We start from the raw sequence: 22,639 nt of genomic DNA, 5'->3' as shown, positions 1-22,639 counted from the left end.
CCCTTAGTTAGTAGATTCACTACCAATAATCCAGGGCTGAATTGATTTGTTCGTAGTTGCGCTTAAGCGCTGCGACAATTAAGGGCGCTAAAGCGCAACTACAAACCCAAATGACCCCAATTAACGATTCTGATGTTCAAACATGGGACGCACAATCAAATACCCAGCACTAAAAGCGGTAAGCATAATTAACAATGTGGTGATTAATAACCACCAGATACTAATTTCCTTTGTTTTTGGTTCAGTAGAGGGATAAGATCTAACTTGCTGCTCTTCGACGAAGACAGGTTCTGGCATTGGTGAGATTATTTCCTTTACAGAGACAGAAAACTCAGAACGAGGGCTTTTACTGGTCTGCGCTTCTTTTGTCCCTACTGGACGCGGACGTGAAACCTGCTGACGGGGACGTGCTTGAGGGATTGGAGGCTGGGTGGGATGTTTAATATCTGTAGCCGAATGGGGAACTTGGCGATCGCCAGGCGTAGCACTTGTAACTTGGGGATCAACCAACTTTTGCAGGTGTAACAAAGACTGAACGACTTTAGTAATTTCTTGGCGCAGTAATTGATTTTCTTGGGCTAGTTGCTGATTTTTAGCGGTGACTGTATCTAACTTAGCCTGAACTGTCTGTAACTCCGTTGCCAATTCCCGGTATACAGACAATGGTACAGACGGGGGGTAGACTGGAGTCGTTGGTGCTGTTGGCTTGGTGTGAACATAACCTGTGGTTGTTCGCATTGGTTACTTGGTATCAAAAATCTAGGTAATTTATATCAGCCAGAGATAATGTCAGAAATAGTAAATCCTGAAGCTATGCCCAAGAATAATAGAAAAATGCCGCTAGAGCAAAGATTTGTTATTTACATTTTCAATTCAGTATATATGTTGAACAAAAATGTTGAGCGCAGTCCCTACCTATAATGAAGTTTAGGTAGGGTTAGCGAAACCCAGGGTACGTGGTACAATACAGTTGGTACGGTAAAAGGCAAAACCTGGAGACACGACCATTTTTATATTAGTAATTATGAGTTTTGTTCCTAATATTACTAACATTTTTACTAGAGTGTATGCGCGGAGCGCAGGCTTCGCCAACGTAGGCAAAAGTTCCAACGACACACTGAGAACGCCAGTTTTTCTGGTAACGCTATTTTTAGCGCAAAGTTTCCCCAACTATATTGCCTTTATTGTTCGGGTGCGTTCAATCCAAAAACTGCATCATAGGGGATTGGGGATTGGGGATTGCGGATTGGGGATTCATTGGGTTTTTGTAACAATGGGAAAAAGTATCCCACAGGGTTTTGACGCTTGACGCTTGACTTTTGTCCCCCTGTCCCCCTGTCCCTTGATTCTCGTGAAAAATCAATAAGTTTCGCAATCTATCGTTAAAGTATTAACTTTTCTGGGCATTTTAACTACAGAGACGGTTTAAGAAAATCAGATCTGTACGGAAAGTATAAGCACGCTGTAGCTAACTATCTAAAAATATATAAAATAGATCAGAACCCAGTATGTCCACTGAAGCCCTACACGAAGAGTTAACAACCCTACGCCAACGCATTGAGCAACTAGAAAGGGCATTTTTGTTTGCAAGTCGTTCAATCAAACAGCAATATAGACTGTGGATGAATTCCCAGCACACAGGCGAAACTATCAAGGAATTACAGCATAAGTTATCCTTTTTGATGCAGCGTCATCCCCTAGGGGTGATTACCTGGAATCTGTCCTTTGAGGTGACTGAGTGGAATCTGGCTGCTGAAAATATCTTTGGCTACAGTCAGAGTGAAGCACTAGGTCGCCATGCGGTAGGGCTGTTACTACCAGAAAGTGCTAGAACAACACTAAACCAGTCATTCACAGCATTACTCAAGCAAAAAAATGTGATTTTCAGTACCAGTGATAATTTGACAAAAGACGGCAAAATTATTACCTGCAAGTGGTACAACACCCCTGTGACTGATTTAAATGGTACAATCATTGGACTGCTGTCAATAATTGAAGATATAACTTTTGTTCAACAAACAGAACTTACTCAAAGCAACAGTGAAGTCCACCACAAACAGCAGCAAGCACTCGAATTAGAGCAAACCCTCAACCAACTCCAGCAGATTCAATCCCAACTCATCCAAAGTGAAAAAATGTCCTCTCTGGGTGAATTAGTAGCTGGAGTTGCCCACGAAATCAATAACCCAGTTAACTTCATCTATGGCAATCTCGGCCACGCCAACAACTATACCCATGATTTATTAAATATACTTAACCTTTATCGGATACATTACCCAGATCCTGTCCCCGAAATTGAAGATGAAGCCGAAGCTATAGACCTCGAATTTTTGCTCGAAGACTTACCAAGCCTCATTTGTTCCATGAAAGTTGGTGCAGAACGCATCCGCAAAATCGTTGCTTCTCTACGCACTTTTTCCCGCGTCGATGAATCTGAATTAAAAGCAATCGATATCCATGACGCTATCGACAGCACCCTCATTATCTTGGAATACCGCCTCAAAGCAAAAGGCAATCGTGAAAAAATTACATTGATTAAAGAATACGGCGATTTGCCTTTAGTCGAGTGCTACGTCGGACCGCTCAATCAAGTCTTTATGAACATCTTAGCAAATGCCATAGATGCCTTAGAAGAGTCATTATTGAATAACGAAACTAGCAAAAATCCTGAGATTCGCATCTCTACAGAAAGGCCAAATGCCCAACAAATCATTATCCGCATCGCCGATAATGGGCCTGGAATGTCAGCAGCAGTACGAGAACGATTATTTGAACCCTTCTATACAACCAAGCCTATAGGCAAAGGTACTGGTTTAGGTTTATCTATTAGCCACAAAATTATCACGGAGCGACACCGAGGTTCATTAGAGTGTATTTCATCTCCTGGACAGGGAGCAGAATTTGTGATTCAAATTCCATTTGAACAATCCGAAGGGTAAGGAGTTAGGAGTTCATGAAAGCTACTTAACGCTTGAAATTGCTCCTCACTCCTCAGTCATAACTCTCTGCAAATACTTACCCCATTCTGCTGCTAACGGGATTTCTGTAAATGGAATGCGTACCGAATTAGTCGGTTCGGGAAATAAAAATTCTAACTCAATAGTACGACCTTTATTTGGTGGATTTTCTATTTCTATTTGTTTATCATCTATCAAAAGGCGGATTTCTTTGACATTCGCCAGAGAAAAAGTTTCTAATTTAATCGGACCTTTTGGTGTCGGTTTTCCCCAGGTGATATTGTTGTCTTTTTGACCTAAGACAGCATAAATATCGTACTTAGCTCGTTCAAATTGCTCTGCCCAAGTACGATAAGCCTCTACTTTTTGATATTCCTGTGACCCTTGCCAAGCCAACCAGAAAAAAATTGCTAACAGGGGTAACCATAAAAGACCACGTTCCATTGTCTAAAAATGCCTCAGTCCTGAGTAACTACAATGCAAAATACACCAACAGCGACGTAGATAAGTTATCGTAGTGAGCAAACTGGCAAAAAGCGGTGATGACTTGCTATGAAAAAACTTATATTATTTTGCTTGTTTATCATTGGGTTAGGAGCAGCTGCGGTGGCTTACCTGAATTTTCAGGGACTGGCAGCTAAAGGTGATTTTGAGACGATTTTGCTAGATTTCCGCGAAAATATTCCCGCACAGGTCATACAACAGGATTTGCAAGCGATCGCCCAACAATACAAGGTTACACCCGAACTAGATAATAAATTTTCGGCGCTGGATAATGTCTATATTATCAAAGGCGATCGCCAACGACTCAAAGAGCTACAAAAGTCTCCTTTTCAGTCAGCGACGGAATTTATCGAACCAAATTATATCTACAAGACAGTTCCCGTAGGTACACCTTCTTGGTTGGCAGACTTTTTACGCCCCCAAGATGATGACGAGCCAAGTACCTCCTTAATTGGTCCTAATGACGAATATTACAGCAAGCAGTGGAACTTGCACAACATCGGTGTTGAAGGTGCATGGACTCAAACCAAGGGTAGCGGCGTGACAGTTGCGGTAATTGACTCCGGTATTACTCGTGTCCGCGACTTGTATGAGACGAAATTCGTCAAAGGCTACGATTTTGTTAACGACCGCGAAGACGCCAAGGATGATAACGGACACGGTACCCATGTTGCCGGTACTATTGCCCAAGCCACTAATAACAAATATGGCGTGGCTGGAATCGCCTACGAAGCCAATCTGATGCCGTTGAAGGTACTGAATGCCTTTGGCGCTGGTACAGTGGCCGATATTGCCGAAGCGATAAAATTTGCCGCCGATAAAGGCGCAGATGTAATTAACATGAGCTTGGGTGGTGGCGGAGAAAGTCAATTGTTGAAGCAAGCAATTGATTATGCCCACAAAAAAGGTGTAGTCATTATTGCCGCCGCTGGCAATGAAAATGAAAATGGATCTAGCTATCCAGCCCGCTATCCCCATGTGATCGGCGTTTCAGCATTCGGTGCTGATGGAGAAAAAGCCCCATACTCTAACTTTGGTGCTGGGGTGGATATCTCAGCCCCTGGTGGTAGTGATGCTGGTACGATTCTGCAAGAAACGATCAACGAACAGGGCGAAGGCGTCTTTCTTGGCTTACAGGGTACAAGTATGGCTTCGCCCCATGTCGCAGGGGTTGCAGCCTTAATCAAAGCTAAGGGAATTAAAGATCCAGAGGAAGTGTTAAAAGTCCTCAAACAATCAGCACGAGTTATCCAGGATGATGGTTTAAATTATTACGGTGCAGGAAAACTCAACGCCGAAGCCGCAGTCAAACTAGCCACCCAGGGACAAATCAGTTTTACAGATTTCTTCCGCTGGCTACGGGATAACGGCTATCTCAACCCCGGCTTTTGGATTGATGGCGGTGCTATAGCCCTAATACCCAAAATTTTAATGGTAGTTGGTTCCTATCTATTAGCTTGGTTTTTACGGGTTTACTTCCCCTTCACTTGGAGTTGGTCTTTATCCAGTGGCTTAATCGCCGGCAGTTCTGGGTTATTCTTCCTCAAGGGAATTTATATCTTTGACCTTCCCCAGTGGCCTCTCCGGCTTTTAGGCAGTTCAATACCCGAACTTGGCAACAGCCTTCAAGGAACCCATGCTTTAAATCCCCTATTTGCCAGTGTACTGATTCCCATTATTTTAATGGGATTGCTACTAGGACATCCTAACTGGAAATGGTTTGCAATTGGTTCAACCCTAGGCATAGCCGCCAGCTTAACAGTCACTGGGATTTACGACCCAGCCGTTTGGGGATTAGGAAGCGGTAACTTGGCGCGGATCTTCCTCATTGCCAATGCCCTACTCTGTTATGGACTAGTTCGTTTAGCATTGAAAAACGAACAGCAAACAGCATAAATTAGGCATGGGGCATAGGGCACTTGTACTGAGCGAAGCCGAAGTATGGGGCATGGGGCATGGGTAGAATAGACATCTGGGGAAACGAGGTAAGGGCGTAATGCCTTGCGCCCCTACCAAGACTTTCGATCAGAGCATAATTAATTTTCCCATGAGCAAAATATGAGCATCACAGTTACAGGAACTATCCAACGTCGTGAGATTGGTACTGGCGCGTGGGCGCTAGTCACAGACGAGGGCATTACCTACGAAATTTTGAAAAATGTTGACAAAAAGTTACTTACAGCAGGGCAAAAAGCCAAAATCACAGGGCAAGTACGTGAAGACATCTTGACTCTGGCGATGATTGGCCCTGTGCTGGAAGTAGAATCCTTTGAGGTGTTCAGATCTGACTAGGTGTAGAATTGAGAACTTCTTGTAGACGAGTTTTGAAAATACCAGGACATACTGTCTTGGAGGTCAACAGTTAAGGGTCAAGAGTCAAAAGTCAGGGTTTTTGGACTGTTGAGTTTTGACGCCAGAGCGGAGCTATCCAGCGCTCCGCTCTTGTCTGCGACACGTTGCGCGATGACAACCTCAGCGAAAAAAAAATATGACAGTCAGGGACTGGCATATAGAGTTATCAAAAACAATGATAAAATAGAAGGGTGGATAGTTATAGTTGGTGGTTGACACTCCTTACCCTTTAGGCTAAGGATTCTTGGTTCAACGAGTCCACTTAGCCTAGACCCCTTGCGGTATCTAAGCCAGAGGTGGTTCTCTCCCCTAGCGTTAACTTTTGGTCTGCCCGACCATAGTTGCACATAGTGCAAAATTTGTTTGCAGTTTAATGCTGTTAGTCTAGTACCTGTAAATCTTTTACCTACTTCCAGGCGATACTAGAACTACGAAGTAGAACCAGCAAGATAAAGTAGTCAAGGTGCAGCGTCTACTTATTAGGTAGCAAATGGGTTTTTTATGTGGTTGATTACCCTGACACAAAGCCTATTATACCAAAAGCCGTCGTAGAACGACGGGGTTTTAGACCCAGATTTTTGATAAAGTAGCTTCTGTAAAGCAGCTATGCTATACAACCTCAACCAAAGGTCGGATGATGAATTTGTCTGTAGTGTGGATAGCAGTAACAGCACGCTCCTAGTGCTAGGATATTGCCCCAATCAAATAAAAGTTCTCCTCAAAAAATCCCCCAATAGGTCTAAACCTACTAGGGGAGTTAGTTATCAGGGTGCATCTACCAGTTAATTGTTCTTTAGAGCAGCGCTAGCTTCCGGATAAATTTCGACCAAGGTTGGTTGTTGTTTAGCATTAAAAATCAAAAATCCCCCAATAGGTAGCCTAGTAGGGGAGTTAATTATCAGGTTATAGAGATCTGGAAGTTTTTCTACTTAAAAAAATTCCCTAGCAGGTCTAAGCCTACCAGGGAGTTAATTATCAGGGTGCATCTACCAATTAATTGTTCTGGGGTCGATTACCATCCTCCGGATAAATTCGTCACCAAGCAGGTGGCTATTTTCCACTTAAAAAAATTCCCTAGCAGGTCTAAGCCTACCAGGGAGTTAATTATCAGGGTGCATCTACCAATTAATTGTTCTGGGGTTGATTACCATGCTCCGGATAAATTTGTCACCAACCTGGGGGCTATTTTCCACAAAAAAATTCCCTAGCAGGTCTAAGCCTACCAGGGAGTTAATTATCAGGGTGCATCTACCAATTAAAGGTTCTAGGGCTAACCACGATGCTCCGGATAAATTCGTCACAATGAATCTGACGATTTCTTCCATAAAAAAATTCCCTAGCAGGTCTAAGCCTACCAGGGAGTTAATTATCAGGGTGCATCTACCAATTAATTGTTCTGGGGTTGATTACCATGCTCCGGATAAATTTGTCACCAACCTGGGGGCTATTTTCCACAAAAAAAATCCCCCAATAGGTCTAAGCCTACCAGGGGAGTTAATTATCAGGGTGCATCTACCAATTAATTGTTCTAGGGTTGATTACCATGCTCCGGATAAATTTGTCACAATGAATCTGACGATTTCTTCCATAAAAAAATCCCCCAATAGGTCTAAGCCTACCAGGGGAGTTAATTATCAGGGTGCATCTACCAATTAATTGTTCTGGGGTTGATTATCATGCTCCGGATAAATTCGTCACCAAGCAGGTGGCTATTTTCCACAAAAAAAATCCCCCAATAGGTCTAAGCCTACCAGGGGAGTTAATTATCAGGGTGCATCTACCAATTAATTGTTCTGGGGTTGATTATCATGCTCCGGATAAATTTGTCACAATGAATCTGACGATTTCTTCCATAAAAAAATTCCCCAGCAGGTCTAAGCCTACCAGGGGAGTTAGTTATCAGGGTGCATCTACCAATTAATTGTTCTGGGGTTGATTACCATGCTCCGGATAAATTTGTCACCAACCTGGGGGCTATTTTCCACAAAAAAATTCCCTAGCAGGTCTAAGCCTACCAGGGGAGTTAGTTATCAGGGTGCATCTACCAATTAATTCTTCTCAAACACAGTGCCATTATCCGGATAAATTTGTTACAAACTAATTAGCGGTTTTTCCTCCCAAAAAAATCCCCCAATAGGTCTAAGCCTACCAGGGGAGTTAATTATCAGGGTGCATCTACCAATTAAAGGTTCTAGGGTTGATTACCATGCTCCGGATAAATTGAGCAAAAGGTATATTTGTCGTTATGTGCAAAAAAATCTTAGTGGATGGCAGCCTGGGGAGTAGATGATCAAGTTGTATTTAGCCCATTTTGTAGTAAATGACCACAAGAACTTTGTGGGTTTGTAGCTGCGCTTTAGCACTGTTGATTGTCGCAGCGCTAGAGCGTAACTACCAACAAATCAAAAGACAAAAATCCCTGCATGGGGGGTTGTTGTTGTTTGTCTACATAAAAAAATCCCCCAGTAGGTATAAGCCTACCAGGGGAGTCGAAGATCAAGGTGCATCTACCAATAAACTGTTCTAGGCGGATGCGAACCGATCCGGATAAAGTTGTAAAAGCGAAAAAAGCAAAAAAAACTTCAATCAGAAACATTGAGTGACAGGATGCATCTAAGGTATCAGAAGGAGCGAAAAATCGACTTGAAACTTTCGCGTTTCAAACCTGATTTAGGAGGCGAACAGGAAAAGTTGTGACCCAGGAATTTCACATTTCCGTAACCCCAGTAGGGCAAGATGACTACTTGGTACGGACGGAACAAGTCGCGCCTGGGGTGCCATTGGCAGAAGAACTGGTGAGATGGCCTGTAGCTGATTGGTTGACGGCGGCGGGGCATTTGATGAATGACCCTTTAAAATCGGTGTTGCAGGGTGATGTGATTGCTAGAAACTCTGTCAACTTGGTGGCTTTGGGTCAGCAATTTTATAACGCTCTGTTTCAAGGCACTCTCAGAGATAGTTGGATTACCGCGCAAGGTATTGCCCAGAATCACCAGCAGGTGTTGCGCTTACGTTTGGGGCTAAAAGATACAAGGTTAGCTCGTTTGCCTTGGGAAGTAATGCACGCTGGGGATCGTCCCTTAGCGACGGGTCCCTATATTGCTTTTTCTCGCTACCAAAGTGGGGTTTTGGCGGGATCTCGGTTGCTATCGGCAAAAATCCCTAAACCACCAGGTGAAGGTGGTGTAAAAGTATTGATGGTGATTGCGTCCCCTACAGATCAAGTCCGGCTCGAATTGCTCACGCAGGAAGCTGTCAATCTCCAAGCTGAACTGCAACGTCCTATATCACGACCGGGTGAAAATGGCAATTCTCTGCCAGAGATTGAACTAACCCTGCTAGACCAACCAGGGCGGGAAGAATTGACGCAAGCCTTAGAACAAGGAAGATATCATGTTCTGCACTACTCCGGTCATAGTAATTTAGGGATGAACGGTGGTGAAATTTATCTTGTTAGTAGCAGAACTGGCTTAACGGAGACCCTAAGTGGTGACGATTTGGCGGGTTTACTTGTCAATAATAATATTCAAATGGCTGTGTTTAACTCCTGCTTGGGGGCTTACAGGGCTAGCTCCGATGCGGGGGGAGAAACAGGGGAACGTAACCTGACAGAAAGCCTAGTCAAGCGCGGAATCAGGAGTGTGTTAGCAATGTCGGAACGCATTCCCGATGAAGTGGCGCTGACGTTAACACAATTGTTTTACCGCAACTTGAATCAGGGATATCCTGTAGATTTATGCGTGAGTCGGGTACGTCAGGGATTAATTTCTGCTTATGGTTCTCACCATATGTACTGGGCGTTACCGATTTTGTATCTGCAACCGGAATTTGACGGTTTTCTCACCCCGGAAGTTCCTGGGACTGCGGAGCTACTTCAGGGCTATAATTCTCCTGTAAGGGCAACTCCAAGTGTAAGTTACTCTGGTGTCGCTGAGGAGACGGAGATACCTTTAGCTATCGAGGAAATGATTCCCTCTGGTTTGTCACGGGATTCTTCTGGGCTAGACTGGCTAGGTGAAGATACTTGGGGTGATATCTCTGATGAAATTGAGTATGATGACTCAAACTATGCTGAAGATTCGGCTCTTGTTTCGGATCTGTTTCGTCAGCTAGATGCTCAACAGTTAGCATCTGAGCAGGGGCTGTTAACAGCGGAACTTGTGCAACAGGTTACAGAAAATAGTCAAAAGACAAAACAAGTTACTGGCGAGATAGCTGCTTATGATCAGCAAGCAAGCTTGTGGGAAGAAGTCCCAGGGACAACTCAACCTGCTGGTAATTTTCCTGGAAATTGGGAAAATTCCCCCATCAATTCATCACAAGCAGTACTATCGAAACCACTCAATTTACGCCAGCTTTTGCCGATTATCGCCTTTATTGGAGGGAGTGCGATCGCTCTTTTGATTGGTTTTGGTTGGTGGTGGCAAAATCGACCGATTTCAAGTTTACCTGATATCCCGCCCATTCCTTCGTCGTCTCCAATACAGCCCACAACTCCAATTGATTTAAAGACGGCTAACACCGGAATTGTCACCGCTACCGCTACAGAAAAATTAAGCCAAGGTGACATAGAAGGTGGTCTTTTGGCTGTAGAAGAACTACTTAACCGTGGTGTACTTCCATCGGCTCAAGCTGCGCTGAATCTGATTCCCCCAAAACAAGCTGATAGTCCCGCTGTCAACTTTTTTAAGGGGCGATTAGCTTGGCAATCTGTGCAGATTGGTGATAAAAAATATAGCATTGATGATGCTCGTCGCTACTGGGAAAGTGCTGTGAGATCTCAACCGGATTCGTTTGTGTATAACAACGCTTTGGGTTTTGCTTATTACGCAGAAAACAATCTGAACCGAGCTAATGATTCTTGGTTTAATGCGTTGAATTTAGCCCTCAAACAGCAGAATACGGTCGCTGCTACTAAATCACTCCCTACTAAGGGAGGAGTGCCCAAAGATGCTTTAACTTCTTATGCGGGGTTAGCTCTGGGACTGTATAAATCTGCATATAATCAACCGATTGCTAAACAGTCTCAATATATTAACGAAGCGATTAAATTGCGCCAAGTGGTGCTACAACATGATCCGATAAATTTTCAAATCGATAAATTGGGTAATAATTGGCTGTGGACAGAAAACGCAATTACGGATTGGCGATCGCTCCAGCAGGAAAAGGCTAAGGTAAGATAGGGATTGGGGACTGGGGATTAGGGACTGGGGAAAGCTAATGCAGGAAAAATCTGCGAACAAAAGCGTTCTAGCTGTTCCTATAAATGATAATTTTAAGGATTGGGAAGCCTTGAAACTTGAACGTTATGAACGCAGCCGACGATAAAACGATTGTTCGTGAGTATTTCAATTCCACAGGGTTTGACCGATGGAAGCGGATATACGGCGATGGTGAAGTCAACAAAGTCCAGTTGGACATCCGCAACGGACATCAGCAAACCGTGGATACAGTAATCGCCTGGCTGAAAGCTGATAACAATTTGGCAGAGTTATCAATCTGTGATGCTGGTTGTGGTGTGGGTAGTCTCAGCATCCCTCTAGCGACAGATGGCGCGAAAGTCTATGCTAGCGATATTTCGGAAAAAATGGTGTCAGAAGCCAAGGATAGAGCCTTACAAGCCTTGGGAAACGCCGAAAATCCCACATTCGCTGTGCAGGATTTGGAATCATTAACTGGTAATTACCACACCGTCATTTGTCTCGATGTTCTCATCCACTACCCCCAAGAAAAAGCAGATGAGATGATTTCTCATCTGTGTTCTTTAGCACAGTCACGGCTAATTCTCAGTTTTGCCCCCAAGACCTGCGCTCTGAGTATACTCAAAAAAATTGGCAGTTTCTTTCCAGGACCTAGTAAAGCCACTCGCGCCTATTTACACCGTGAGGCTGATGTGGTCAAAATCCTCGAAAGTAACGGCTTTTCTGTGCAACGTCAGTCCATGACTCGCACTCGCTTCTACTTTTCCCGCATCTTGGAAGTTACACGCACTTAAGGGATTGGGGGTTGGGGATTGGGGGTTGGGGATTGGGTGACAATCTCTCCCTCCCAAGTTAGCCGATGCTGTCAATGATGCTAATTTTTATGAATGTAGTAGACAAGTAGAATATAAAGTAATCAGGTTAGAATCTCAAAACAAGGTTCAAATGTGAGGTGGAACTATGAAAACTGCTGAAAAATTGGCTACAGGTTGGCTACTCACACTCGGATTTATGTTTTTAACATTATCAGTCTCAGCGGCGCTAGAGAAAAATAGCATGTTAAAGCCAATCCCAATAGCCCAAGAAGATGAAGAATATGGGAAAGAGTTTGTCAATAAGGACGCTATTTATTTCCTTGATACTACTACTAGGCAAGGTTTGATTTTTGGTGTTCCTACCTTAATATTGGGCGGATGGTTAAGTTTAGGATTGTACCGTGAAAGTCAGGAGGAAAAAAGGGCGATTAATCAACAGATGAACGAACATCTGCAATCTCTATTTTATCAAATGCTGCAAGAAAATAAAGGCAGAATGACTGTTGTCGGTTTTGCGATGAAGTCCCAACTACCAGCCGCATCTGCTAGGCAATATTTAGATGAAAAAGCTAAAGAATTTAATGCTAATTTTAAGGTGAGTGAAGAAGGATCTGTATCCTATCATTTTGAAATCTAATTGAAATCTAATTTCGGGGAGTTAATAATTACTAATTCGTAATTCGTAGCGGGGGGTAGCCGATTACGAGTTACGCATTAAGAATTGTTAATATTTTTGAGGAATTGATAATTTTGTCCCGTTCAATTATACACGAATTTACAGTTAGGTCTCATGACGCAGATTTTTGTGAGTGTAGCAGCCTTTTTAGGCGGTTTGTCTGTTGCTGCTGGTGCATTTGGTTCTCATGCTTTAAGGGAAAAAGTTAGTGAGCGATCGCTCGAAATCTTTGAAACCGGCGCTCGTTACCAAATGTACCACGCTCTAGCACTTTTACTAATCGCACTACTGCTAAGTCGCGCCGAATCTCCTCAGCCCCTCCTCATAGCTAGTGGATGGCTGTTTATCATTGGTATCGTTATTTTTTCAGGAAGTTTATACGCTCTGAGCTTAACTGGAATTAAAGTCTTGGGAGCAATTACCCCAATAGGAGGAGTAGCCTTTATTGCGGGTTGGGGTATGTTGGCTGTTGCAGGTTGGAGTTTGAAATTTTAAACAAGTTAGGAGTAATGAGTAATGAGTAATGAGTAATGAGTTAGGAGTAATGAGTAATGAGTAATGAGTAATGAGTTAGGAGTTAGGAGTTAGGAGTTAGGAGTTAGGAGTAATGAGTAATGAGTAATGAGTAATGAGTAATGAGTAATGAGTAATGAGTAATGAGTTAGGAGTTAGGAGTAATGAGTAATGAGTTAGAAGTTAGAAGTTTGGAGTTTGGAGTTTGGAGTTTGGAGTTTGGAGTTTGGAGTTTGGAGTTTGGAGTTTGGAGTTTGGAGTTTGGAGTTTGGAGTTAATATAGGAATCATATTTGAATTTTGAAAAAATCTAAGTAGGTAGGGCTATGTATATTTCAAAAATAAAATAATAGTCCTGTAACAGATAACTATATTACGAAACCTAAATATACCCCAAATCCTTACCAATGACCAATGACAAATGACAAATGACAAATGACCAATGACAAATGACCAATGACACTTTTACAAATAAAAGCTTTCAGCTTTGAAATAAATTTTATTTGGTGGCTCAATGAAGTAAGCTAAAAATGCTGGACATAACCAGCATTCTAATTTTCTTTTACTCCAGTAATACCAATGACTGTTATTTTCTACTCGTAGCCAAAGTAGTTCTATCTGATATCCAGGAAAAGGAGTTGGAGAAAAAAAAAGTTTAAAACCTTCATCAACATTAGCTATGTCTTGAACCATAATCTCAATCATGTCAGGTATACCCTGGAGAAAAGGTTTTTGAACTAGTCCCCTTCGCTCATCGTCAAATACCCAAATTTGATTTAGCCGATATGGGAAGATCACCATTAGAGAGTTAGCCATTGAGTAATTGGTCATTATTCGCCTTTTTTATCTCTTTCTTATACTTCAACCCCACAGCCCATAATTACGCCAAAATTATCTAAATTTCTCTAAATTTCTGTAAATTTATCTAAAATATTAGACAGGAGCATGTTTTGCACTTTTATCAGGGATATAGGCAAAGTGTAAATAGCAAAAAATCTCCGCATCTATGCTAGGGACGATGATGAACCAACTTCCCAGTCTTAAAATTTTAACTGCGATCGCCTAATTTTTAAGACAACTACAGTACACAACATACCTATTTTGCTGGTAGTTTGCCTAGGTTTATCCGATACTTTCTGTAATATAGTGGTTATATTTTTAACTGTATTAATACAGCAATTTTCATTTCTTTGAACCACAGATCCTTGTAGGGGCGCAAGGCCTTGCGCCCCAAAAGCGTGGTCTATTTATCTGCAATCTGCTGTATCATGTTCGGTTGATCGCTTATAAAATGACAAGTATTTATCCAAACATGATATAAACTGTTCCACTTGAAAATTAGATATTTCATCGTGTTAAAATAATTAGTAATTGATAGTAGCCTGCACCCAGGGAAATTAAACCCAAAAATTACCGCAAGAGGGAGCGGCTTTTATCAGGTTATTACGAATTAGGTTAGCGTAGCCGATTACGAATTAGTTATATAGCGTTTCTCGCCCTAGTGAGGTACATCGGTAGGGGCACGGCAGTGCCGTGCCCCTACATCGCGTGATACAATTGAGTACCATCACTGAATAGGAAGTGCTATAGCAACCGCCAAAGTGCTTAGGACATTAACTGATGATAAAACCTAGACACAATCAGACTTGTACCCCAGTCCCCAGTCCCCAGTCCCCTGCTATAACTGTTAACCAATGGGAAGATTTCCTGGATTGACAGCATGAATATACTCACTACCAGAAAGCGGTCTTCCGCGTTTATAGTTGGCTTCTTCCGGTTTACCCCATCCCAACTGCAAAATTATTTCTAGGAAGTTAGAATTTTCCCATTTCCATAAACTAGCCCATTCTGTTCTTTGAGCAATTCTCTCTACATCTGGTGCTATAATTTGTTGGTATTGTTTGCTGTTATTAAAACTCAAATACAAGTCCATCCCCACTGTTACCTCAGACCAAAATTCGAGGATAGAATGTTTTGCAGCTTTTAATGTCTCCAAGTCGCTGGTTAAGGCAATTAACTCAGTATCGACTTTGGGATATTGCAAAGTTTTACCTTTGAGAGTTATATCTTCCCAGATAATCCCTGAAATTTGATGCTCTCTCTGATATTCGTGAATCGCAGCTTTAAAATCTTGATAGGCTGTGAATCTTTGTAGTCCATCGGTTCTGATAAACTGGTCTATTAGAGGATTTCCAGAGACTGTAACCTCTAACTTTAGGCGTTCTCCCTTGAGACAAGCTTGGCGTTCGGCTGTCAAAACTTGAATTAGCTCTTTAGTAGTGTAAACCTTTGACATGAGAAAACACTCTATTAGTCATTGGTCATGGGTCATTGGTCATTAGTCATTAGTAAAAGAGAAATAACAACTGACTAATGACAACTGACAACTTATTAAAGTTTAACGCTGGCGATAACTCAATTGTGGTATCACATAGCACTAAAAATTAGGGTAGACCAAATTGGTCCACCCCGAAAATCACTTACTCAGTTCGCTGCTGAACTCATTGAAGGCTCGTCGCTTTAATGTCGTTGATTCGGTTCGTGGTACTAAATCGAATATTTCGCGAAACTTATCGTCTATGGCCTCAAAAGGTACTTGACCCTTCTGATTCAAGACTACCTGACCAGAGGGATTAAACACTACAACTTGGGGAAGCTCCCCAGAATAGTAATATCCTGGTTCTGTGGGTTGATAGGTCTGTTGGTCTGGGATAGTATCTACATTGATGGCAATAATTTCGGCTGCGCGACCATAGAATTCCTGTACCCGTGAAATTGAAATGGCATATTCCTTACAGTCGCTGCTGTCATCTACATAGAAAGCCAAAAATATAGGTCTATGTTCCGCTAAAGACTGTGCCAGTGTCTGTCTGGGTGGAACTAGTGAACCATTACCAGCATAAACCACAAACATGTTGCCGTCATAATTGTCATCTTTAATACCAGCTAATGCCGCTGGGATATTTATAATGAACAGACAAGCAAGCAGCACCAATGCTTTTGATACTAACCGTCGCCAGTCAGCTTTTTTTTGTAAAAACAGAAACTTTATGCTTTTCATCAAAAGAAACCTTGAGAGCTACTATTTTAAGTTTGTGCTGAATTCAGCCAACAGCGCTGGATAACTGTGATCAGCTATCCGTTAACAATTATCAGTTATCATGTACCAGCATTATCGGTTCAGCTAACAACCGCCAGCAGATTAGGATAAGGATGTGGGAAACAAAATACAATTGATAGATAGGCTGCGACTGGGTTTCGCGGTGTCAGTGGCAAAAAATGTAACGTTGATCGTGCGATCGCTCGGTCTTGGCGCTGCTAGTGTATTACCAGGCTCGATTGCTCGTCGTATCGAACCTAGACTACTGCAATTATTGAGTCAGCAGGTAAAAAACGGGGTAATTATCATTGCTGGGACTAATGGTAAAACCACTACCTCACTGCTGTTAAAGACGATGCTAGAACGCCAAGGATACCGCATCGCGCATAATTCTACAGGTGCCAATCTAGAAAATGGCTTGATGACGGCGCTGCTAGAAAACACCAATTTGGTGGGCACGCTGGCTGCAGATTATGCCATTTTAGAAGTGGACGAGAATATTGTACCAAAGGTATTAGCACCACTACAACCGCGCATCATCCTTTGTTTAAACTTGTTCCGCGACCAACTTGATAGGTACGGGGAAGTAGACACAATTAGTAAACGGTGGACCAAGGTAATCTCGACCCTACCAAAGGAAACCGTAGTGATTCCCAATGCTGATGACCCAACTTTATCTCATCTCGGTCAGCAGTTACCCCAGCGGGTGTTATTCTTTGGCTTGAATGAACCAGAACAATATTTAGAAGCCATTCCTCACGCTGTGGATTCTATATATTGTCCTAGATGCGGACATTCCCTAGATTATCAAGGTGTTTACTTGTCCCATTTGGGAGATTTCACCTGTCCTAGTTGCGGCTTTACTAAAAGTAAACCAGCACTGGAAAGCAGCGAATGGCCACAAATTCTCGTGGGTTTGTACAACAAATATAATACTTTAGCAGCCGCTACTGCAGCCATTGAGTTGGGAGTAGATGAGGCGAGTATTAGGGATACTGTTAGTAACTTCCAAGCTGCTTTTGGTCGCGCCGAAGATTTAAATATTGACGGTAAAAAGGTGAGAATTTTATTATCAAAAAATCCCGTGGGGACGAATGAAACCATTCGGGTAGTGACTCAAAGCGCCGACAAAACCACATTGCTGGTGTTGAACGATCGCACACCCGACGGCACAGATGTATCCTGGATTTGGGATGTGGATACAGAGAAATTAGTCGAACGGGGAGGAACATTAGTAGTTAGCGGCGATCGCGTCTATGATATGGCACTACGCCTGCGTTATAGCGAAAAAGCCGCCGACTCGAAATTAAACTTAATTGTAGAAGAAGATTTACGGCAGGCGATCGCCACTGCATTAGAGCATACACCAGACAATGAAACCTTACATATTCTGCCTACTTATTCAGCCATGCTAGAAGTCCGAGAGGTCTTAACTGGTCGGAAAATCCTTTAATTTAGGAGTTAGGAGTTAGGAGTTAGGAGTTAGGAGTTAGGAGTTAGGAGTTAGGAGTTAGGAGTTAGGAGTTAGGAGTTAGGAGTTAGGAGTTAGGAGTTAGGAGTTAGGAGTTAGGAGTTAGGAGTTAGGAGTTAGGAGTTAGGAGTTAGGAGTTAGGAGTTAGGAGTTAGGAGTTAGGAGTTAGGAGTTAGGAGTTAGGAGTTAGGAGTTAGGAGTTAGGAGTTAGGAGTTAGGAGTTAGGAGTTAGGAGTTAAGAATTGTAATACCAATTCAAAAAATCTTTGCAACACATCGACAATCTGTAGGGGCGCAAGGCCTTGCGCCCCTACCCTATCTGTCCCATGCTTTTTTCAATAAGAATTGTAATACCAATTCAAAAAATCTTTGCAACACATCGACAATCTGTAGGGGCGCAAGGCCTTGCGCCCCTACCCTATCTGTCCCATGCTTTTTTCAAACTAGTATAAACTCTTGTTCTTTGCGCCTCTGCGTGTTAGCGAAGGGGGGGTAGCCCAAGAAATTCCTATTTTCAATCAGTAATAGGGACACAGTAATGCTGTGTCCCCAGTAATTTAAACTAAATAACTGGTGTTCGGAACAATGGGGAAGAAAGCGTATTCATACCAAGCAGTCCAAATAAAACTTCTCAACCACCGTTGACGTTTTTCAGGAGTGAATTCATACTCAAAAACTCCACGAGAAGCATCAATAGAAGATAGGTGAGAATTGCAACCGCAACCATGTTGATAGGTAAAACCATATTTAGAGGCTATGCTTTGCACTTTCATTTGCATAGCAAATACCTTACCTGCATGGAGTATGGCATCCCAAGAACGCTTATGTTTAATATCACGTTTATCAAACCGTAAAGCGCGTTCTTCAAATACATGATCTCGGTAAATCGGTGCTAAATGTACATGATAAAAGCTCGCTGGTAGTTCATATCCAAATTCCTGGAAAAGTTCCATTCCTATCCCAGCTACTTTTGCTTCATTTGCATACTCTGCTCCCTTTGATTCTAAATCTTGAAGCACTGCGGCAAAATCGGGATAGCTGCTTTTAATAAAGTCATGTCCGAAAAATTCGAGGGTTTCCCAGGCTAACTTGCCGAATAGTTGGGAAAATGAAGCTTTGAACTCATCTAATTCTGGACGTTCGTTAAATAAGTCAACATCCCCTTGTTCTAACTTATATTGAAACAGCTGTGCCATCTCAACATAACTCTGTGGGTCAGAAATTCCGACATTCGCCACGCCTTTGGCAATATCTTGCCACACAGCAGGTAGTTGAGAAACAGGAACTGCATTTTCAAACGCAATCACTGTCAAATTGGGAGCTTCAATCGTCGGCATATAATCTCCATTGAGAGAGGAAAAATCTATCGCTTGATTCCAGCAATTTACAGCATCTTCCTGTAAATAGACGACAGTTTGGAGACGCAAGGCCTTGCGCTATGAAGACAAATGTGGTCTAAATAAATGAAAATTGCTGTAACTTTTCCTCAAATTGTAACAAAAAGCGTGTAACTAATGACATTGATGTGCAAATTACAGCATCTTCCTGTAAATAGACCACAATTAGGGAGCGCAAGGCCTTGGGACCCGGAGAGGATTTGTGGTTATTACATGAAAACTGTTGTAAATGTGCGACAGCTTACCTTGGCGAATCTGCGGTTGTACGATATGCTGATCCAAACAGAAATGGCTCCTCCTGTTCTGGGTATGCACCGGATTCTTGGAGTATAGGCAGAAAAAAGTTATAAGTTATCAGTGATAAGTGAAGAATTATGAGTTCTCAACAATTGGAAATCACAATTGGTTGGCTATATCCGACCCTGATGAGTACCTATGGCGATCGCGGCAATGTGATTACTATACAACGTCGCGCTGAGTGGCGCGGATATGATGTCAAGGTATTACCCCTAGATCAAAACGCCACAGCCGATGATATTAAATCGGTAGATGTAATTGTTGGTGGTGGCGCACAAGACCGTCAGCAAGAAATTGTCATGCGCGATTTGCAAGGCGCCAAAGCCGACGCCATGCGCGATAAAATTGAAAATGGGACACCAGGTGTTTTTACCTGTGGTTCACCCCAATTGCTAGGACATTATTATGAACCAGGATTAGGACAACGAATTCAAGGCTTAGGAATACTTGATTTGGTCTCGATCCATCCAGGTGAAAATACTAAGCGCTGTATAGGTAACTTAGTCATAGAAGTCACAGCATCTCGCCTAGCCCAAGATTTAAAAGCAATGACAGGTAACACACCCTATTTAGTTGGCTTTGAAAATCACGGCGGACGTACTAAGCTAGGTAAGGTAGAAGCTTTAGGGCGTGTGGTTTATGGCTTAGGCAATAATGGTGAAGATGGTACAGAAGGCGCATTTTATCAGAATGCCATAGCCACCTATTCCCACGGTCCCCTGTTACCGAAAAATCCCTTTGTAGCTGACTGGTTAATTCAAACAGCCTTGCGGTTAAAGTATCAGCAGCCGATTACGCTGTCTCCGTTAGAAGATAGCCTAGCTTTACAGGCGCGGGAAGCGATGTTCAAGAAATTGAAGCTGAATTTGTTGACATCCTCCCACCACTAATTCGGAGTACCGAATATAGTGGGGGATTCCAAAGATCGCTCTTTGGGTTTCCTCTTTCCACGACCCGACTTACTTGGAGGAGTTTCCCCACCCATACAGAGGTCGATGTCTCCAGAGGCGTTAGTTCCGACGTGACCCGCCGTACTCAATCCTTTTTCTAATATGTTCCGCGCTGCGTTCCAATCCCTATCTTGGGTATACCCACAATGAGGACAAACATGAGTTCTGGTGCTAAGAGTCTTTTTGACAACCTCTCCACAATTAGAGCAATTCTGTGAGGTATAATGTGGTGGAACGGCAACCGTGACAACACCAAACACCTTACCAAAATACTCAACCCATTCACGAAACAGCGACCATGAAGCGTCACTAATCGACTTAGCCAATCGGTGATTTTTCACCATATTTCGCACCATCAAATCTAGCCTTCGGCAACGGCTTCGCCGAACATACGCCACGAGGTCGTTAGACCTCACCACGCACCTTGCTGTCTTAACAGCAAAATCTTTACGCTGGCGACTTACTTTGAGGTGTTTACGAGCAAGTTTATTTCTCAACTTAATTCTATTTTGAGAACCTTTTCTAGTCTTAGACATCCGCCGTTGCAAACGCCTCAAGGACTTTTCACTTTTACGAAGATGTCTAGGGTTGGCGACTGTTTCTCCGTTACTATCTGTATAGAAGTGGTTTAACCCCACATCAATACCAATAGTTTTACCAGTTGGTTCTCGCTTTTCTACTCGTTCATGGTCAATGCAAAACTGGCAATAATAGCCATCTGCACGACGGACAACCCGCACCCTTTTAAACTGTTTCCTGTGGTAGAAATGCAGGTCACGAGTTCCCCAGAGTTTGAAAGTTCCTGCTTGAAACCCATCAGAAAAAGTGATATACCTGCGGTCTTCAGAAAGTTTCCATCCACAAGTTTTGTACTCAACAGAACCATGTGTTTGTTCTTTCTTAAACTTTGGAAATCCCTTTTTTCCTGGCTTATTTTTCTTGCAGTTATCAAGGAACCGAGCAATTGCAGACCAAGCTCTTACCCTTCGGGAAGGCTTCGCCAACAGCACTAGCTTGACGAGCCATCGAATTAAGCTTGGCGACCCAAGGAAACTCAATATTAGCCGCAAGTACAGCGCAGAACTTACTGAGGTCGTATCGCCCAATACCCTTGTTATCCATCCAGTATCTAAGGCTGGCATTGCGAACAAAACGGGCAGTTCTAATCGCTTCATCAAGCGCTTGATACTGTCCGTCTTCTCCCTCAAGTTTGGCCTCAAATACCAGCATATTTACGTCATGTACATTAACGTAAACTATAACATGGATTGGCAAAAAACTCAACTGTTCCCTTTCCCTTACTGGCTTACAGCCAGTTGTGGTCGGGGAACGTTTCGTTTTTTACCCTCGATTCATCTCGCCGCCAAATCAAAGATTATGGCGGGAGCCTTCTCTCCGATTTAGGTAACAAACGGAGTAATTCGTAGTTAAAAGAGTGAATCGCTCAATCCGGTATTGAAGCAACGGCGATCGCCTGTTTTCAATCTACAGTTAATTAACTGGCGATCGCCACTGATTTTTTGCGCTTAGAACGCTTGCGTTCTGATTTTTTCTTCAGTCCCACTGCTTGTGCTTGATCGCTATCTGATCCATATTGCCCGCGTATGACTTCTTTCATCGCTAATACAGTATTATGAAATTCCCATTCAGCTAATCGCGCCGCATCCGCCGCAGCACGGTATAAAGTTAGTTTCTCAGTTTCGACTTGTTGCTGCGCCAACATCGCCTGATAAACTTGCTCTAACTTGGCTACAGTTGCATCAGCACGGGTTGTGTTGTAGCCGCTGATAGTTTGCAAACCGTGCCATGAATTTATATCTTGACTAATTAGTTGGGGGCGCAAACGGCGTGTTGTATCTTGGGCTGGCATGGAAGTATAAGTGGTAAACTATATATTTAATGTACCCAATAGGACAAAAAATTTATCAGTAATGTAAAAAAAAGGGTAATTCATACCAATTCAAAAAATATTTGCAACACATCAATAATCTGTAGGGGCGCAAGGCCTTGCGCCCCTACCCAATCCATTTGTCGCCTTAGATCCTCCTAGGGGCACAGCACTGCTGTGCCCCTACCGGTCTATTTACCTGAAAATGCAATTCAATTGCAGGCGGATGCAACTCAATTGCAGGTTGATGCAATTCAATTGCAGGCGGATGCAATTCAATTGCAGGTTGATGCAATTCAATTGCAGACCGATGCAATTCAATTGCAGGTTGATGCAATTCAATTGCAGGTTGATGCAATTCAATTGCAGGTTGATGCAATTCAATTGCAGACCGATGCAATTGCATTGTCAAGGTATGTAAAAGGTTTCCCCAAACCTGAGCAACAATTGCCTCCCGCCGCTATATCTCAATATAAACTCATATCAACCTATAAATGCAACTTCTCTACGGGAGGCTGA

The 22,639-nt window shown here is 42.8% G+C and carries 20 protein-coding genes and 1 pseudogene; 12 read left to right on the top strand and 9 right to left on the bottom strand.

Going from position 1 to position 22,639, the window contains the following annotated elements; all coding sequences use genetic code 11:
- Positions 1–120 precede the first annotated feature (120 nt).
- Positions 121–738 carry a hypothetical protein gene (locus tag HEQ19_20425; GenBank protein ID WYM01508.1) on the bottom strand — a complete coding sequence of 206 codons (618 nt, stop codon included), beginning with the start codon at positions 736–738 and terminating at the stop codon, positions 121–123.
- Between the two features lie 286 nt (positions 739–1,024).
- Here HEQ19_20425 and HEQ19_20420 point away from each other — a divergent pair, with 286 nt between their 5' ends.
- Complete coding sequence (locus tag HEQ19_20420; protein WYM01507.1) at positions 1,025–1,309, top strand: hypothetical protein; 285 nt, start codon at positions 1,025–1,027, stop codon at positions 1,307–1,309.
- A 199-nt stretch (positions 1,310–1,508) separates the two neighbouring features.
- On the top strand, positions 1,509–2,939 hold the full coding sequence (locus HEQ19_20415; protein WYM01506.1) for an ATP-binding protein: 1,431 nt from the start codon (positions 1,509–1,511) through the stop codon (positions 2,937–2,939).
- A 45-nt stretch (positions 2,940–2,984) separates the two neighbouring features.
- On the opposite strand, the gene HEQ19_20410 is transcribed toward HEQ19_20415, so the two are convergent.
- Positions 2,985–3,401: a hypothetical protein gene (locus tag HEQ19_20410; GenBank protein WYM01505.1), complete on the bottom strand. Its 417-nt coding sequence runs from the start codon at positions 3,399–3,401 to the stop codon at positions 2,985–2,987.
- A gap of 108 nt (positions 3,402–3,509) precedes the next feature.
- Between HEQ19_20410 and HEQ19_20405 the strand changes: the two genes are divergently transcribed.
- Positions 3,510–5,357 carry a S8 family peptidase gene (locus HEQ19_20405; protein WYM01504.1) on the top strand — a complete coding sequence of 616 codons (1,848 nt, stop codon included), beginning with the start codon at positions 3,510–3,512 and terminating at the stop codon, positions 5,355–5,357.
- 162 nt (positions 5,358–5,519) lie between these two features.
- Positions 5,520–5,753, top strand: a complete 234-nt coding sequence (locus HEQ19_20400; protein WYM01503.1) for a hypothetical protein — start codon at positions 5,520–5,522, stop codon at positions 5,751–5,753.
- Positions 5,754–6,931: 1,178 nt separating this feature from the next.
- Here the strand turns inward: HEQ19_20400 and HEQ19_20395 are convergent.
- Positions 6,932–7,138, bottom strand: coding sequence for a hypothetical protein (locus HEQ19_20395; GenBank protein ID WYM01502.1), 207 nt, complete (start codon positions 7,136–7,138; stop codon positions 6,932–6,934).
- A 314-nt stretch (positions 7,139–7,452) separates the two neighbouring features.
- Between HEQ19_20395 and HEQ19_20390 the strand changes: the two genes are divergently transcribed.
- From HEQ19_20390 to HEQ19_20370, 5 genes are all read left to right on the top strand, one after another.
- Positions 7,453–7,734, top strand: a complete 282-nt coding sequence (locus HEQ19_20390; protein WYM01501.1) for a hypothetical protein — start codon at positions 7,453–7,455, stop codon at positions 7,732–7,734.
- A gap of 772 nt (positions 7,735–8,506) precedes the next feature.
- Positions 8,507–10,996, top strand: coding sequence for a cell division protein HetF (gene hetF, locus HEQ19_20385; GenBank protein WYM01500.1), 2,490 nt, complete (start codon positions 8,507–8,509; stop codon positions 10,994–10,996).
- A gap of 125 nt (positions 10,997–11,121) precedes the next feature.
- Positions 11,122–11,808 carry a magnesium protoporphyrin IX methyltransferase gene (bchM, locus tag HEQ19_20380; GenBank protein WYM01499.1) on the top strand — a complete coding sequence of 229 codons (687 nt, stop codon included), beginning with the start codon at positions 11,122–11,124 and terminating at the stop codon, positions 11,806–11,808.
- A gap of 166 nt (positions 11,809–11,974) precedes the next feature.
- Complete coding sequence (locus HEQ19_20375) at positions 11,975–12,466, top strand: hypothetical protein (protein WYM01498.1); 492 nt, start codon at positions 11,975–11,977, stop codon at positions 12,464–12,466.
- A 153-nt stretch (positions 12,467–12,619) separates the two neighbouring features.
- Positions 12,620–13,000, top strand: coding sequence for a DUF423 domain-containing protein (locus HEQ19_20370; protein ID WYM01497.1), 381 nt, complete (start codon positions 12,620–12,622; stop codon positions 12,998–13,000).
- A 482-nt stretch (positions 13,001–13,482) separates the two neighbouring features.
- Here HEQ19_20370 and HEQ19_20365 read toward each other — a convergent pair whose 3' ends face one another.
- The 3 genes from HEQ19_20365 to HEQ19_20355 form a co-directional block, all read right to left on the bottom strand.
- Complete coding sequence (locus HEQ19_20365) at positions 13,483–13,833, bottom strand: DUF6717 family protein (GenBank protein ID WYM01496.1); 351 nt, start codon at positions 13,831–13,833, stop codon at positions 13,483–13,485.
- A gap of 871 nt (positions 13,834–14,704) precedes the next feature.
- Positions 14,705–15,313, bottom strand: a complete 609-nt coding sequence (locus HEQ19_20360; protein WYM01495.1) for a hypothetical protein — start codon at positions 15,311–15,313, stop codon at positions 14,705–14,707.
- Between the two features lie 180 nt (positions 15,314–15,493).
- Entirely contained in the window at positions 15,494–16,078 is a 585-nt protein-coding gene (locus tag HEQ19_20355) for a thylakoid membrane photosystem I accumulation factor (protein WYM01494.1), read from the bottom strand.
- A 154-nt stretch (positions 16,079–16,232) separates the two neighbouring features.
- On the opposite strand from HEQ19_20355, the gene HEQ19_20350 reads away from it, so the two are divergent.
- Positions 16,233–17,570, top strand: a complete 1,338-nt coding sequence (locus HEQ19_20350) for a Mur ligase family protein (protein WYM01493.1) — start codon at positions 16,233–16,235, stop codon at positions 17,568–17,570.
- Positions 17,571–18,145: 575 nt separating this feature from the next.
- Here the strand turns inward: HEQ19_20350 and HEQ19_20345 are convergent.
- The gene (locus HEQ19_20345; protein WYM03523.1) at positions 18,146–18,925 is read right to left on the bottom strand and encodes a hypothetical protein; all 780 of its coding nucleotides are present in this window, start codon (positions 18,923–18,925) and stop codon (positions 18,146–18,148) included.
- A 434-nt stretch (positions 18,926–19,359) separates the two neighbouring features.
- Between HEQ19_20345 and HEQ19_20340 the strand changes: the two genes are divergently transcribed.
- Complete coding sequence (locus tag HEQ19_20340) at positions 19,360–20,172, top strand: type 1 glutamine amidotransferase (protein ID WYM01492.1); 813 nt, start codon at positions 19,360–19,362, stop codon at positions 20,170–20,172.
- Here the strand turns inward: HEQ19_20340 and HEQ19_20335 are convergent.
- Both HEQ19_20335 and HEQ19_20330 read right to left on the bottom strand, forming a co-directional pair.
- Positions 20,169–21,462, bottom strand: a pseudogene (locus HEQ19_20335) (transposase). The gene HEQ19_20340 and the pseudogene HEQ19_20335 overlap by 4 nt on opposite strands.
- Positions 21,463–21,727: 265 nt before the next feature.
- Positions 21,728–22,102, bottom strand: coding sequence for a hypothetical protein (locus HEQ19_20330; protein ID WYM01491.1), 375 nt, complete (start codon positions 22,100–22,102; stop codon positions 21,728–21,730).
- Between the two features lie 195 nt (positions 22,103–22,297).
- Between HEQ19_20330 and HEQ19_20325 the strand changes: the two genes are divergently transcribed.
- Complete coding sequence (locus HEQ19_20325) at positions 22,298–22,639, top strand: hypothetical protein (protein WYL98125.1); 342 nt, start codon at positions 22,298–22,300, stop codon at positions 22,637–22,639.

The sequence above is a fragment of the Gloeotrichia echinulata CP02 genome, from assembly GCA_038087035.1.
GTDB classification, from domain to species: Bacteria; Cyanobacteriota; Cyanobacteriia; order Cyanobacteriales; family Nostocaceae; genus Gloeotrichia; species Gloeotrichia echinulata.
This window is presented reverse-complemented; position numbering and strand designations above follow the sequence as displayed.

Excerpts from the sequence above, each read along its gene's own strand:
- HEQ19_20425 (WYM01508.1), bottom strand. The coding sequence starts at position 738 with ATGCGAACAACCACAGGTTATGTTCACACCAAGCCAACAGCACCAACG.
- HEQ19_20420 (WYM01507.1), top strand. The coding sequence starts at position 1,025 with ATGAGTTTTGTTCCTAATATTACTAACATTTTTACTAGAGTGTATGCG.
- HEQ19_20415 (WYM01506.1), top strand. The coding sequence starts at position 1,509 with ATGTCCACTGAAGCCCTACACGAAGAGTTAACAACCCTACGCCAACGC.
- HEQ19_20410 (WYM01505.1), bottom strand. The coding sequence starts at position 3,401 with ATGGAACGTGGTCTTTTATGGTTACCCCTGTTAGCAATTTTTTTCTGG.
- HEQ19_20405 (WYM01504.1), top strand. The coding sequence starts at position 3,510 with ATGAAAAAACTTATATTATTTTGCTTGTTTATCATTGGGTTAGGAGCA.
- HEQ19_20400 (WYM01503.1), top strand. The coding sequence starts at position 5,520 with ATGAGCATCACAGTTACAGGAACTATCCAACGTCGTGAGATTGGTACT.
- HEQ19_20395 (WYM01502.1), bottom strand. The coding sequence starts at position 7,138 with ATGGAAGAAATCGTCAGATTCATTGTGACGAATTTATCCGGAGCATCG.
- bchM (WYM01499.1), top strand. The coding sequence starts at position 11,122 with ATGAACGCAGCCGACGATAAAACGATTGTTCGTGAGTATTTCAATTCC.
- HEQ19_20375 (WYM01498.1), top strand. The coding sequence starts at position 11,975 with ATGAAAACTGCTGAAAAATTGGCTACAGGTTGGCTACTCACACTCGGA.
- HEQ19_20370 (WYM01497.1), top strand. The coding sequence starts at position 12,620 with ATGACGCAGATTTTTGTGAGTGTAGCAGCCTTTTTAGGCGGTTTGTCT.
- HEQ19_20365 (WYM01496.1), bottom strand. The coding sequence starts at position 13,833 with ATGGCTAACTCTCTAATGGTGATCTTCCCATATCGGCTAAATCAAATT.
- HEQ19_20360 (WYM01495.1), bottom strand. The coding sequence starts at position 15,313 with ATGTCAAAGGTTTACACTACTAAAGAGCTAATTCAAGTTTTGACAGCC.
- HEQ19_20355 (WYM01494.1), bottom strand. The coding sequence starts at position 16,078 with ATGAAAAGCATAAAGTTTCTGTTTTTACAAAAAAAAGCTGACTGGCGA.
- HEQ19_20345 (WYM03523.1), bottom strand. The coding sequence starts at position 18,925 with ATGCCGACGATTGAAGCTCCCAATTTGACAGTGATTGCGTTTGAAAAT.
- HEQ19_20340 (WYM01492.1), top strand. The coding sequence starts at position 19,360 with ATGAGTTCTCAACAATTGGAAATCACAATTGGTTGGCTATATCCGACC.
- HEQ19_20330 (WYM01491.1), bottom strand. The coding sequence starts at position 22,102 with ATGCCAGCCCAAGATACAACACGCCGTTTGCGCCCCCAACTAATTAGT.